This window comes from Bradyrhizobium sp. USDA 326, assembly GCF_049739485.1.
Taxonomy (GTDB): domain Bacteria; phylum Pseudomonadota; class Alphaproteobacteria; order Rhizobiales; family Xanthobacteraceae; genus Bradyrhizobium.
In genome coordinates, this window is record NZ_JBMGQA010000001.1 from 3,416,526 (window position 1) to 3,430,110 (window position 13,585).

General features: G+C 65.6%; 10 protein-coding genes. 6 read left to right on the forward strand and 4 right to left on the reverse strand.

Features of this window, described 5'->3' with window-relative positions; all coding sequences use genetic code 11:
- Positions 1-24 precede the first annotated feature (24 nt).
- From ABIG06_RS16290 to ABIG06_RS16300, 3 genes are all read left to right on the forward strand, one after another.
- Positions 25-969, forward strand: a complete 945-nt coding sequence (locus ABIG06_RS16290) for an ABC transporter substrate-binding protein (protein WP_424578582.1) — start codon at positions 25-27, stop codon at positions 967-969.
- A gap of 224 nt (positions 970-1,193) precedes the next feature.
- A complete protein-coding gene (locus ABIG06_RS16295) occupies positions 1,194-2,183 on the forward strand; it encodes an SPFH domain-containing protein (protein ID WP_370137813.1) in 990 nt (329 codons plus the stop codon).
- 25 nt (positions 2,184-2,208) lie between these two features.
- On the forward strand, positions 2,209-2,652 hold the full coding sequence (locus tag ABIG06_RS16300; protein WP_370137814.1) for an NfeD family protein: 444 nt from the start codon (positions 2,209-2,211) through the stop codon (positions 2,650-2,652).
- A 32-nt stretch (positions 2,653-2,684) separates the two neighbouring features.
- Here ABIG06_RS16300 and ABIG06_RS16305 read toward each other — a convergent pair whose 3' ends face one another.
- Positions 2,685-3,011 carry a winged helix-turn-helix transcriptional regulator gene (locus tag ABIG06_RS16305; protein WP_370140864.1) on the reverse strand — a complete coding sequence of 109 codons (327 nt, stop codon included), beginning with the start codon at positions 3,009-3,011 and terminating at the stop codon, positions 2,685-2,687.
- A gap of 72 nt (positions 3,012-3,083) precedes the next feature.
- Here ABIG06_RS16305 and ABIG06_RS16310 point away from each other — a divergent pair, with 72 nt between their 5' ends.
- A complete protein-coding gene (locus tag ABIG06_RS16310) occupies positions 3,084-3,641 on the forward strand; it encodes a carboxymuconolactone decarboxylase family protein (protein WP_370137816.1) in 558 nt (185 codons plus the stop codon).
- Positions 3,642-3,788: 147 nt separating this feature from the next.
- On the opposite strand, the gene ABIG06_RS16315 is transcribed toward ABIG06_RS16310, so the two are convergent.
- A complete protein-coding gene (locus ABIG06_RS16315; RefSeq protein WP_370137817.1) occupies positions 3,789-4,796 on the reverse strand; it encodes a KpsF/GutQ family sugar-phosphate isomerase in 1,008 nt (335 codons plus the stop codon).
- A 191-nt stretch (positions 4,797-4,987) separates the two neighbouring features.
- Here ABIG06_RS16315 and ABIG06_RS16320 point away from each other — a divergent pair, with 191 nt between their 5' ends.
- Both ABIG06_RS16320 and ABIG06_RS16325 read left to right on the forward strand, forming a co-directional pair.
- Positions 4,988-6,730, forward strand: a complete 1,743-nt coding sequence (locus ABIG06_RS16320) for an outer membrane beta-barrel protein (protein ID WP_370137819.1) — start codon at positions 4,988-4,990, stop codon at positions 6,728-6,730.
- A 9-nt stretch (positions 6,731-6,739) separates the two neighbouring features.
- Entirely contained in the window at positions 6,740-7,006 is a 267-nt protein-coding gene (locus tag ABIG06_RS16325) for a hypothetical protein (protein ID WP_370137822.1), read from the forward strand.
- A 162-nt stretch (positions 7,007-7,168) separates the two neighbouring features.
- Here the strand turns inward: ABIG06_RS16325 and ABIG06_RS16330 are convergent, their stop codons facing one another.
- Positions 7,169-8,620 carry a glutamate synthase subunit beta gene (locus ABIG06_RS16330; protein ID WP_370137824.1) on the reverse strand — a complete coding sequence of 484 codons (1,452 nt, stop codon included), beginning with the start codon at positions 8,618-8,620 and terminating at the stop codon, positions 7,169-7,171.
- A 145-nt stretch (positions 8,621-8,765) separates the two neighbouring features.
- Positions 8,766-13,499 (reverse strand): glutamate synthase large subunit, encoded by a 4,734-nt coding sequence (gltB, locus tag ABIG06_RS16335; protein ID WP_370137826.1) that lies wholly within the window; start codon positions 13,497-13,499, stop codon positions 8,766-8,768.
- Positions 13,500-13,585: the final 86 nt, after the last annotated feature.

Below are 13,585 nucleotides of genomic sequence, written 5' to 3' on the forward strand. Positions count from 1 at the left end.
CGTGGGTGCCTGGCGCTTCTTGGGATGATCGTGGCGCTGCCGGCCCCGACACTGGGGCAGCCGCCGAACGCGGCGCGGCGGCTCGGCGTGCTCTCGGTCACGGCCGCCGATGACGCGATCGGGCGGGGGCGCAGCACAATTCTGGTCGAGGCGCTCTCCGGCCTGGGCTGGAAGGAGCGCGACAACCTCAAGATCGATTGGCGCAGCGGTGGTGGTGACCGCGCGCGCATCGCACAGCTTGCGGACGAGCTGATCGCGCTCAAGCCCGACATCCTGCTCGCGATCGGCACGCCCTCGGTGGAGGAGCTGCGCCGGCGTACCACGACGATCCCGATCGTGTTCGCCGTCGTCACCGATCCCGTCAGCCAGGGCTTTGTCGAAAATCTCGCGCATCCCGGCGGCAACATCACCGGCTTCACCGATTATGACGGACCGCTCGCCGGCAAATGGCTGGAGATGCTGACCCAGGTGGCACCGCCCGTCCGCCGCGTGCTCGTCGTCTACAATCCCGCCACCGCGCCGTTCGCGCCCCTGATGCTGCGCACCATCGAGGATGCCGCACGAACGCTTCGCGTGGTGGTCGAGCCCGCGCTGGTCCATGACGCCGCCTCGATCGCGGCGCTGGCTTCGCGGAAGGACGGCGCCATGCTGGTCCTGCCGGACTTCTTCACCATGGCCAACCGCGCGCAACTGCTCTCGGCGATCGCACAGGCGCGCGTGCCCGCGGTATTCTGGAGCCGGACCTTCGTCGACGAGGGCGGGCTGATGTCCTACAGCACCGACAGCGCCGAGCAACTCCGGCGCGCCGCGGACTACATCGATCGCATCTTCAGGGGGGCGCAGGCGGCCGACCTCCCGGTCCAGAACCCCACCAAGTTCGAGCTGACGATCAACCTGAAGACGGCGAGGGCGCTCGGCGTCACACTTTCCGCGGGCCTGCTCGCAATCGCGAATGACGTCATTGAATGAAGCCGCCCGCGGCCGACGGCACGACCGGATGCGTTAATATTTGTCGCGGCGGGCGCCGCTCGCTTTCAAGAGCCTCATGCAAATACATCTCGCGAGCATTCCCTCTTCGCGCGACTTGTGCAGAATCGCACCTATGCCGAGGTTACGCGCGACCGCTGAACCGGTAAGGTCGCGATCTCGACCAATGGCAGCGCGGGAAAGGGCTCTCCCGCCTTGGAGGATATATGAGCGGTTTCGACATTTTTGCGATTGTTCTGGTATTGCTCGTCATCGTCACGCTGGTGGCCGGCGTGAAGACGGTGCCGCAGGGCTATGACTGGACCATCGAACGGTTCGGCAAATACACCCAGACGCTCAGCCCCGGGCTCAATCTGATCGTGCCCTATTTCGATCGCGTCGGACGCAAGATCAACATGATGGAGCAGGTGATCGATATTCCCGAGCAGGAGGTCATCACCAAGGACAACGCCACCGTGACGGTGGACGGCGTCGCCTTCTACCAGGTGTTCGATGCCGCAAAGGCGAGCTACGAGGTCGCCAATCTCAACCAGGGGATCACGGTCCTCACCATGACCAACATCCGGTCGGTGATGGGCTCGATGGACCTCGACCAGGTGCTGTCGCATCGCGACGAGATCAACGAGCGCCTCTTGCGCGTCGTCGACGCCGCGGTCTCGCCCTGGGGCGTCAAGGTCAACCGCATCGAGATCAAGGACATCGTGCCGCCGGCCGACCTGGTCGAGGCCATGGGCCGGCAAATGAAGGCTGAGCGGGTCAAGCGCGCCGACATCCTTGCCGCCGAAGGCCAGCGCCAGTCCGAGATCCTGCGCGCCGAGGGCGCCAAGCAGGGCCAGATCCTCCAGGCGGAAGGCCGCAAGGAAGCGGCGTTCCGCGACGCCGAGGCACGCGAGCGTTCGGCGGAGGCCGAGGCGAAGGCCACCCAGATGGTGAGCGAAGCGATTTCAAAGGGCGACGTCGCCGCATTGAACTATTTCATCGCAGACAAGTATATCAAGGCGTTCGGCCAGCTGGCGGACTCGCCGAACCAGAAGGTCATCATGCTTCCGGTCGAAGCGATGAGCATGCTCGGCTCGCTCGCCGGCATCGGCGAGATCGCCAAGGCGACGTTCGGCGAAGGCGCGGTGTCCGCGGCCGCCCCCCGTGGCTCGGTGCCGTCGTCCCGTCCGACGCCGCCGACCGTGCCGCCGCAGTGACGGGATCACCCACAGAGGCCGTATCATGACCGACATGTTCGTATCGCTCGGCACCTGGAACTGGCTGATCTTCGGCTTCGTCCTGATGGCGCTGGAGGTGCTGGCGCCGGGCATCTTCCTGTTCTGGCTCGGACTGGCTGCGCTGCTGGTTGGGCTGGTCTCGTTCGCGGTCGGCGTCTCCTGGCAGATCCAGCTCGTCATGTTCGCGATCTTCGCCGCCGCCCCGGTGCCGGTGTGGCGCCGCCTCGCCAGGCCGAAGCCGGACGCGAGCGCCAGCCCGTTCCTCAACAAGCGCGCCGAGGCGCTGCTGGGGCGCGAGTTCACGCTGGAGAAGCCGATCATCGACGGCAGCGGCACCATGCGTATCGGCGACACGGTGTGGCGCGTTGCCGGTCCGGATACGCCGGCCGGAACGCGGGTGAAGGTGGTGCAAGTTGACGGTGCGAACCTGACGGTCGCCGCGGCGTGATTCTCTTACCCTCGGGGAGGGTAAGAGATGTCCTATCTCTTCCACCGCTCCGCAAACCTATGCAGCGGCATGAACGTCTCGCACAATTCCTGCCCCAGCGGCGTCAGCCCGTAACCGCCGCCGTCACCCAGCTCCACGAACCCAGCCTCGCGCAGCTCCGTCAGCCGCGCTTGCAGCACCGTGGGCGAGGCCTCATCGCAGGCGGTGCGTAGCGCACGGGAGGTGAGGGGGCCGTCCCGCAATTCCCACATTATTCGCAGGCTCCAGCGCCGGCCGAGAAGGTCGAGCAGCACCATGATCGGCCGTCCGGTGCGCGAGCCCCGCACCGGACTGGTCTTCGTGTCTGCCTGTTTTGCCATCATCACCCTCTTGCATGGCGCTACGAATAGTGTAGCATCTTGCTACGATAATTGTAGCGATGGAGGCAGCCGATGTCCCAACCCGCGCCACGCATTGCCCCGCTCGCGCCGCCTTATCCCACGGAAATCCAGGCGCAGCTCGATCGTATCATGCGGGGTGCGCCGCCGCTGGTGCTGTTCCGGGTGCTGGCGGGCCACAGCCGCGCCTGGGACAAGTTTCGCGCCGGCGGCCTGCTCGATCCCGGACCGCTCTCCCTGCGCCAGCGCGAAATCGTCATCGACCGCGCCTGCGCGCTGACCAGGTGCGAGTATGAATGGGGCGTGCATGTCGCAATCTTCGCCGGGCCGGCAAAGCTCACCGAGGATGAAGTGCGTGCGACGGTGCAGGGCGACGCGGCATCGCCATGCTGGTCGCCGGCCGAGCAGGCGCTGATTGCCGCCGTCGACGCGTTGCATCATCGCGCGACGTTGAGCGACGAGGAATTCGTCGCACTCTCGGCGCATTACGACGAGGCACAGATCCTGGAGATCATGCTCTTGTGCGGCTTCTATCGCACCGTGTCGTATCTGGCCAACGGGCTGCGACTGCCCCTGGAGGAGAACGCGGCGCGGTTTCCGGCGCCGCTCTAATCACCGACATTGCGAGCCACACCCTCGCTGTCATTCCGGGGCACGCGAAGCGTGAACCCGGAATCTCGAGCTTCTCGGGTGCGGGAGCCCGCACCCTAGTTCGATGCTTTGCATCGCCCCGGAATGACTCCGTGGAGAGTGCGTGCCCTACGCCACCCCCGCCCGCAGCAGATCGTGCAGATGCACGATGCCGATCACCTTGCCCGCTTCGGTCACCAGCAGCGTCGTGATCTTGCGGGTGTTCAGCACCTCGATCATTTCGGTCGCGAGCATCGAGGGCGGTACGGTCTTGGGCTGCTTCGTCATGATCTCATCGACCGTCACCGTCAAAAGGTCGGGCCGCATGTGGCGGCGCAGATCGCCGTCGGTGATGATGCCGACGGCCTCGCCCGCATCGTTGACGATGCAGACGCAGCCGAGCCCCTTGGCCGACATCTCGACCACGGCCTCCGACATCTTGGTGCCTTCAGGCTTGACCGGAATCTCGGCGCCGGTGCGCATGTAGTCGCGAACGAATTTCAGCATCGCGCCCAGCTTGCCGCCAGGGTGGAAATGCGCGAATTCCAGCGCTGTGAAGCCGCGGCCTTCGAGCAGCGCGATCGCGATGGCGTCGCCGATCGCAGCCTGCATCAGGGTCGAGGTGGTCGGCGCCAGATTGTGCGGGCAGGCCTCGCGCGCCTTCGGCAACTCGATCACGATGTCGGCGGCCTGACCCAGCGACGAGGCCGCGTTCGATGTCACCGCGATCATGGGAATCGCAAAGCGCGCCGAATAGTTCACGAGGTTCTTCATCTCGGGCTGCTCGCCGGACCAGGACAGCGCCATGATGACGTCGTCGGTGGTGATCATGCCGAGGTCGCCATGGCCGGCTTCGGCGGCGTGCACGAAGAAGGCGGGCGTGCCGGTCGAGGCCAGCGTCGCCGCGATCTTGCGGCCCATGTGTCCGGACTTGCCGAGCCCGGTGACGATGACGCGACCCTTGGCGTTGCGGATCAGGTCGACGGCCTTCGCGAACGTCGCGCCCAGTGGGCCGCGCAGGGCTGCGGCGAGGGCGTTGATACCGCCGCTCTCGGTCTCCAGCGTGCGGAGCGCGGATTCGACGCTGTCGGGGATGGGGCCGGATGATGCGGTCATCAGCGGTTTCGAGCTCGGCATGGTCTGGTCCAGGGAGGATGGGCGTTCGCCCGTTGGCGCCTGCTTAGCACGCCCCGACAAGCGAGGCGACGAGTGCTCCGACACCCTCAACGGGTCATTAACCATAATTGTTTTAACTCCATTAACGATGGCTCCTGCCGGCCGGCCGGGGCGATCGTGGAAGTGTTTGATTTTGTTGAGGTTGTTCCATCGTGGGGTCGTCTCCAGGCACTGGCCGGAGCAAACGCGCGCATTTCCTGCGCGCGGCTTTGCCATGCCTCGCGCTGACCGCCCTCGGAAGCGGCCCGGCGGCCGCCCAGAACCTCACGCCCGACCTGTTCAATCCCAACCGCGGCGGCTTTGCCGCGCCCGACACGTTGCCGACGCGCCGCACCGCGGGCGTGCCGCAGGCGCCATCGGATGCGTTGCCGACGCTGCCCGATCCCAATGCCGATCCTCGCAAGGCCAGCGAGAGGTCGGCGGCCTCGCGCGTCGGTCAGGTCCCGACCTACGGCCTGCCCGCAGCCACCGGCGCGAGCAGCTCCGGCTACGACTCGCTCAACCGCAAGCGGCAGCAGCCAAAGCTTTATCCCGGCCAGCCGAAGCCGAAGCGCGCGGCCGGTCCGGGCTCGAAGGCCCCGCCTGCAACACCGGAGCGCACGCTCACTCCGCCGCGCATCGCGCCGCCGCCCTCCGAGACCGCGCACAAGGTCCCGGTGCCGCCGGCGATGGCGGGCAACGTGCCTGGCCAGCCGCTGCGCCGCCGCCTGAGGGCCGATGAGGATCCGTTCGGTGCCGTCGGCGACTATGCCGGCAGCTTCCTGATCAAGGGCGGGCTCGAGCTCTCCGCGGGCTACGACACCAATCCGACGCGCCTCAACAAGCCTGTCGGTTCGCCGGCCTATGTGATCGCGCCGGATCTGCTCGTGGTGTCCGATTGGGAGCGCCATGCGCTGGTCGCCGATCTGCGCGGCTCGTTCTCGGGCTACACCAACGACATGCCGGCGACGATCGACGGCCTCGCCTCGCCGTCGCCGGTCGAGGCCAACCGTCCCGATTTCACCGGCCATGTCGATGGCCGGCTCGACGTCACCCGCGACTTCAAGCTTCTCTCGCAGCTGCGCCTGCGGCTCGCCACCGACAATCCCGGCAGCCCGAACGTGCAGGCCGGCCTGCAAAGATACCCGGTCTATGCCGCTTACGGCACGACCATCGGCTTCGACCAGACCTTCAACCGCTTCCAGGTCTCCGCCGGCGCCACCATAGATCGCACGGCTTACACGGATTCGAAGCTCACCGACGGCTCGATCTTCCCCAACACCGACCGCGACTTCAACCAGTATGGCGGCGTCGGGCGCTTCTCCTATGATCTGAAGCCCGGCCTGAAGCCGTTCGTCGAAATCGAAGGCGACACCCGCGTCCACGACCAGGCCGCCGACCGCAACGGCTATTTCCGCGACTCGAACGGCGGCTATGCCAAGGTCGGCTCGTCCTTCGAGTTCTCGCGCATCCTCACCGGCGAGATCTCGGTCGGCTATTCCGCGCGCAACTATACCGACCCGCGTCTCAGCCAGCTCTCCGGCTTCCTCACCACGGGCTCCCTGATCTGGAACGCCAGCGGCCTCACCACGGTGAAATTCTTCACCGACACGCAGATCAACGAGACCACGATCCCCGGGTCCTCCGGCGTCCTGGTGCGCACCTACGCCGCCGAAGTCGACCACGACTTCCGCCGCTGGCTTACGGCGGTCGGCAAGTTCACCTACGGCACCTACGACTACCAGAACCAGGGTCGCAACGACAAAACCTACTCGCTCGAAGGCAACCTGATCTACAAGCTCAACCGCAACATCTGGGTCAAGGGCACGCTGCGCCACGACATCCTGGATTCGAACGTGGCGAGCGCGAGTTCGCAGGGGACGGTGGTGCTGCTGGGGGTGAGGCTGCAGAATTAGAGGGACACCATGGCTGCTCGAATCACATTGGACATCAACTCGGCTGGCGAATTCGAGCTATGGCTTAATCCGGAAGGTCGAGACCTTCTTGTGAAGCAGCTACTGGCTCTGAGCGAAACCAACGAGCACTTTCACTTGATCCCAAGCGAAGTCCCATCGGACGTTGAGATTTCGACGCGCCCCTATCGACCGAGCGATAAGCTTCTCGAATACGGCAAGGTGCTGTTCCGGCTTGACGAGTGGGACGCGCGCGACTTTCCGTACGTATTGGAGTGAAGCCCGTCGCTCACTCCATTCACTCCGCTGTCATGCCCCGGCTTGACTGGGGCATCCAGTACGCCGCGGCTTATCGGTTCAATTGCAACTGTCTCTGGGATATGGATCGCCCGCTTTCGCGGGCGATGGCACCGTTCGGAAATCTCGCAGTGGAGCGAGAAGCTACCGCGGCAGATCCGTCTTCCCCATCAAGAACGTATCGATCGACCTTGCGCACAGCCGGCCCTCGCGGATCGCCCACACTACGAGCGATTGCCCACGCCGCATGTCGCCGGCGGTGAACACGTTCGGGCGCGAGGTCTGGTAGTCGAGCGTGTTGGCCTTGACGTTGCCGCGCGGGTCGAGGTCGACCGCGAGCAGCTTCAAGAGGCCTTCGTGCACGGGGTGGACGAAACCCATCGCGAGCAGGACGAGATCGGCATCGAGCTCGAACTCGGTGCCGGGAAGCGGCTTGAACTTGTCGTCGACGCGCACGCAGTGCAGCTTCTTGACCTTGCCGTTCTCGCCGGAAAACTTCTGGGTCAGCACGGCGTATTCGCGCACGGCGCCTTCGGCCTGGCTGGAGGACGTCCGCATCTTCAGCGGCCAGTTCGGCCAGGTCAGGCCCTTGTTCTCGCGCTCGGGCGGAGCGGGCATGATCTCGAGCTGGGTCACCGACAGCGCGCCCTGGCGCAGCGAGGTGCCGATGCAGTCGCTTCCGGTGTCGCCGCCGCCGATGACGACCACGTGCTTGCCGCCGGCCAGGATCTCCTGCACGCCGCCGAGCGGCTCCTCGGAGACGCGGCGGTTCTGCTGCGGCAGGAAATCCATGGCGTAGTGGATGCCGGCGAGGTCGCGGCCGGGGATCGGCAGATCGCGCGGGGCTTCCGCGCCGCCGGTCAGCGCCACCGCGTCGTACTCGTTGAGCATCTCGCGCGGATCGACATTGCCCTCGGCGCCGACATGGCTGTTGTAGTGGAAAGTGACGCCTTCGGCTTCCATCTGCGCCACACGGCGGTCGATGACGCTCTTCTCCATCTTGAAGTCGGGGATGCCGTAGCGCAGCAGGCCGCCGGCCTTGGCGTACTTCTCGTAGACATGGACGTCGTGGCCGGCGCGCGCCAGCTGTTGCGCGCAGGCCATGCCGGCCGGGCCCGAGCCGATCACCGCGACCTTCTTGCCGGTCTTGTGGGCGGCGATCTCCGGCTTCAGCCAACCATTGTCCCAGGCGCGGTCGACGATCGCGCATTCGATGGTCTTGATAGTGACGGGGTTGTCGTCGATGTTGAGCGTGCAAGACGCCTCGCACGGCGCCGGGCAGATGCGGCCCGTGAACTCCGGGAAATTGTTGGTCGAGTGCAGATTGCGCGAGGCCTCTTCCCAATTGTCCTGATAGACGAGGTCGTTCCAGTCGGGGATCTGGTTGTTGACCGGGCAGCCGGGCGTGCCGGGCGCCACCGAGCCGGTGCCGTGGCAATAGGGGATGCCGCAATTCATGCAGCGCGCGGCCTGGTCGCGCAGCTCCTTCTCGGAGAGCGGAACGACGAATTCCTTGTAATGCTTCACGCGCTCGGCGACCGGGGTGTACTTGCGGTCGTGCCGTTCGATTTCCAGAAAACCCGTGATCTTGCCCATTAAACCCGAAGTCCCTGCCGCTTAAGTTCGTCTTGTTGTTTCCTCACCGTCATTGCGAGGAGCGAAGCGACGAAGCAATCCAGTCTTTTTCCGCGGAGAGATTCTGGATTGCTTCGCTTCGCTCGCAATGACGAGGTGTAATGCCTTACGCCCCGATCGCGATTTTCGGCTCGGCGTCCGCGTTGGCGGCCATCTCGCGCAGCGCGCGCCGGTACTCGACCGGCATCACCTTGCGGAATTTGGGCAGCCATTCCTTCCAGTTGGCAAGGATGTCGGCGGCGCGCTTGGAGCCGGTCGCCTTGGCATGGCGCGAGATCAGGACGTGCAGGCGCTCGACGTCGGAGGCGAGCAGGTTCCTGAACACGTCGACCCGGCCGTGCGCCTCGAGATCACCGGAATGGTGATAGGTGCCGGCGTTGATCAGCTCCTCCGACAGCACCGGCTCGAGCTCGACCATGCTGAGGTTGCACAGCTTGTCGAAGTCGCCGGCCTCGTCCAGCACATAGGCGATGCCGCCAGACATGCCGGCCGCGAAGTTGCGCCCGGTCTTGCCGAGCACGACCACGATGCCGCCGGTCATGTATTCGCAGCAATGATCGCCGGCGCCTTCGACCACCGCGACGGCGCCGGAATTGCGCACGGCGAAACGTTCGCCGGCGATGCCGCGGAAGTAGCATTCGCCCTCGATCGCGCCGTACATCACGGTGTTGCCGACGATGATGCTCTCTTCCGGCACGATCGCGGAGTTCTTCGGCGGCTTGACGATGATCTTGCCGCCCGAGAGGCCCTTGCCGACATAGTCGTTGCCTTCACCCTCGAGCTCGAAGGTGACGCCGTGGGCGAGCCACGCGCCGAAGGCCTGTCCGGCAGTGCCCTTGAGGCTGACATGGATCGTGTCGTGCGGCAGGCCGGCATGGCCGTAGATCTTGGCCACCGCGCCCGACAGCATGGCGCCGGCGGAGCGGTTGGTGCTGTTGATCGCGGCCTCGATCTTCACCGGCGCGCCGCGGTCGAGCGCGGGCTGCGCCCGCTCGATCAGCGTGCGGTCGAGCACCGCCTCCAGATGATGGTTCTGGCGCTCGGAATGATAGATCTTCTGGCCCTTCTCTTCCTTCTGCTTGACGAAGAGCTTGGAGAAATCGAGGCCCTTGGCCTTCCAGTGCGCGACCAGCTTGGTCTGGTCGAGCAGCTGCACCTGGCCGACCATCTCATTGAAGGTACGGAAGCCGAGGCTCGCCATGATCTCGCGGACTTCCTCGGCAACGAAGAAGAAGTAGTTGATCACGTGCTCGGGCTGACCGGTGAAGCGCTTGCGCAGGACGGGGTCCTGCGTCGCGACGCCGACCGGGCAGGTGTTGAGATGGCACTTGCGCATCATGATGCAGCCGGCCGCGATGAGCGGCGCGGTGGCAAAGCCGAACTCGTCGGCACCCAGGAGCGCGCCGATCACGACGTCACGGCCGGTACGGAAGCCGCCGTCCACCTGAACCACGATGCGGCTGCGCAGCCGCTCGCGCACCAGCGTCTGGTGGGTTTCGGCGAGCCCGATTTCCCACGGCGATCCCGCATGCTTGATCGAGGTCAGCGGCGATGCACCCGTGCCGCCCTCGAAGCCCGCGATGGTGACATGGTCGGCGCGCGCCTTGGCAACGCCCGCGGCGACGGTGCCGACGCCGATCTCGGAGACGAGCTTGACCGAGACGTCGCCCGTCGGGTTGACGTTCTTGAGGTCGTAGATGAGCTGCGCCAGATCCTCGATCGAGTAGATGTCGTGGTGCGGCGGCGGCGAGATCAGGCCGACGCCCGGCGTCGAGTGCCGGACCTTTGCGATGGTCGCGTCGACCTTGTGGCCGGGCAGCTGGCCGCCTTCGCCGGGCTTGGCGCCTTGCGCCATCTTGATCTGCATCATGTCGGAGTTGACGAGATACTCCGTGGTGACGCCGAAGCGGCCGGAGGCGACCTGCTTGATCGCCGAGCGCATGGAATCGCCGTTCGGCATCGGCTTGAAGCGGTCGGCTTCCTCGCCGCCTTCGCCGGTGTTCGACTTGCCGCCGATCCGGTTCATGGCGATCGCGAGCGTGGTGTGCGCCTCGCGCGAGATCGAGCCGAAGCTCATCGCGCCCGTGGCGAAGCGCTTGACGATGTCCTTGGCCGGCTCGACCTGGTCGAGCGGGATGGGCTTGCGCTTCTCCTCCTCCGCGTTCTTGATCCGGAACAGGCCGCGCAGCGTCAGCAGCCGCTCCGACTGCTCGTTGAGGATCTTGGCGAAGGCGCGGTAGCGCTCCTGCGAATTGCCGCGCGCGGCGTGCTGGAGCAGCGACACCGATTCGGCGGTCCAGGCATGGTCCTCGCCGCGGCTGCGATAGGCATATTCGCCGCCGACGTCGAGCGCGGTCTTGTAGACCTGCGCCTCGCCGAACGCATCGGCATGGCGGCGCACGGCCTCTTCCGCGATCTCGGCAAGACCGACGCCCTCGACCCGGGTATGCGTGCCCGCGAAGAACTTCGACACGAAGTCGGCCTTGAGGCCGACCGCGTCGAAGATCTGCGCGCCGCAATAGGACTGGTAGGTCGAGATGCCCATCTTGGACATCACCTTGAGCAGCCCCTTGCCGATCGACTTGATGTAGCGCTTGACGATCTCGTAGTCGTCGAGCGAGCCGGGCAGCCGGTCCTTCATCGCGATGATGGTCTCGAACGCCAGATAAGGATTGATCGCTTCGGCGCCGTAGCCGGCGAGGCAGGCGAAGTGATGCACTTCGCGCGGCTCGCCGGATTCGACGACGAGGCCGACCGAGGTGCGCAATCCGACTCGGATCAGATGATGATGCACGGCGGCGCAGGCCAGCAGTGCCGGGATCGGCACCCGGTCGGTGCCGACCATGCGGTCGGACAGGATGATGATGTTGACGCCCTCGCGCACCGCGCTTTCGGCGCGCGCGCAGAGTTCGTCGAGCACCTGGTCCATGCCGGCCGCGCCGAGCCCGGCATGGAAGGTGGTGTCGAGCGTGCGCGACTTGAAATGAGACTCCGCCACGTCCGAGATCGAGCGGATCTTTTCCAGATCCGCATCGGTCAGGATCGGCTGGCGCACCTCGAGGCGCTTGGTCGTGGCCATGCCCTGGAGGTCGAACAGGTTCGGCCGCGGTCCGATGATGGAGACGAGGCTCATCACCAGCTCCTCGCGGATCGGGTCGATCGGCGGGTTGGTGACCTGCGCGAAGTTCTGCTTGAAGTAGGTGAACAGCGGCTTGGCCCTGTCCGACAGCGCCGAGATCGGCGTGTCGTTGCCCATCGATCCCGCGGCTTCCTCGCCCGTGGCCGCCATCGGCGTCATCAGGATGGTGATGTCTTCCTGGCTGTAGCCGAACGCCTGCTGGCGATCGAGCAGCGACAGGTTGGAGCGCACGCCGGTGGTCGCAACCTTCGGCAGCTCCTCCAGCACGATCTGGGTCCGCTCCAGCCACTCCTTGTAGGGATGGCTCTTGGCGAGCTCGGCCTTGATCTCGTCGTCGGGGATCAGGCGGCCCTGTTCGAGGTCGACCAGCAGCATCTTGCCCGGCTGCAGGCGCCACTTGGTGATGATCTGGTCCTCGGGGATGGTCAGCACGCCCATCTCGGACGCCATCACGATGCGGTCGTCCTTGGTGACGAGATAGCGCGCGGGCCTGAGGCCGTTGCGGTCGAGTGTGGCGCCGATCTGGCGGCCGTCGGTGAAGGCGATCGCGGCGGGGCCGTCCCACGGCTCCATCAGCGCGGCATGATATTCGTAGAAGGCGCGGCGCTTTTCATCCATCAAGGGATTGCCGGCCCACGCCTCCGGAATCATCATCATCACGGCGTGTGGCAGCGAGTAGCCGCCCTGCACCAGGAATTCGAGCGCGTTGTCGAAGCAGGCGGTGTCGGACTGGCCCTCATAGGAGATCGGCCAGAGCCGGTTGATGTCCTTGCCGTAGAGCTCGGAGCTGACCGAAGCCTGGCGCGCCGCCATCCAGTTGGTGTTGCCGCGCAGCGTGTTGATCTCGCCGTTATGCGCGATCATGCGGTAGGGATGCGCCAGCGACCAGGCCGGGAAGGTATTAGTCGAGAAGCGCTGGTGCACGAGGGCCAGCGCGCTCTCGAAGTCCTTCTCGTGCAGGTCGGGATAGTACTTGCCGAGCTGGTCGGCGAGGAACATGCCCTTGTAGATCACGGTGCGGCAGGACATCGAGCAAGGATAATAGCCCGCAAGGCCGCGGTCGCGGCGCTGGTAGATCGCCTGCGAGATCGACTTGCGCAGGATGTAGAGCCGGCGCTCGAATTCGTCCTCGGTCTTGGCGGTGCCGTTGCGGCCGATGAACACCTGCATGCAGGCGGGCTCGGTCGGCTTCACGGTGACGCCGAGCGAGGAATTGTCGGTCGGCACGTCGCGCCAGCCGAGCAGGGTCAGGCCCTCTTCCCTGATCTGGTCGGCGATGATGCTCTTGATGACATTGCGCCAGGCGGTGTCGCGCGGCATGAACAGCGCGCCGATGGCGTATTCGCCGGGACCCGGCAGCGCAAAGCCGAGCTCCTTGGCCTTGCGGCTGAAGAAGGCGTGCGGGATCTGCACCAGGATGCCGGCGCCGTCACCGGCGCGCGGGTCGGCACCGACGGCGCCGCGATGCTCGAGATTGCAGAGGATGCTCAGCGCGTCCGAGACGATCTCGTGCGACTTCTTGCCCTTGATGTTGGCGATGAAGCCGACACCGCAGGAATCCTTCTCCAGGCTCGGATCGTAGAGGCCCTCGGCTTTGGGACGCGAATTGTGTTCCTGAATCGGGTCAGTCGTTTTCGAGGCGACCGTCGCCGACAGCTCTTCTGCCACGATGTTTGCGCGCTCGAATTGCGACCCGTTCATTGCTCTGTCCTCTCCATGCGGCAAGCTGCCTCACCGCCACCTTCGGCGCACCTTGGGCGTCCCGCGGCACCCGCTTCTGGGCCACC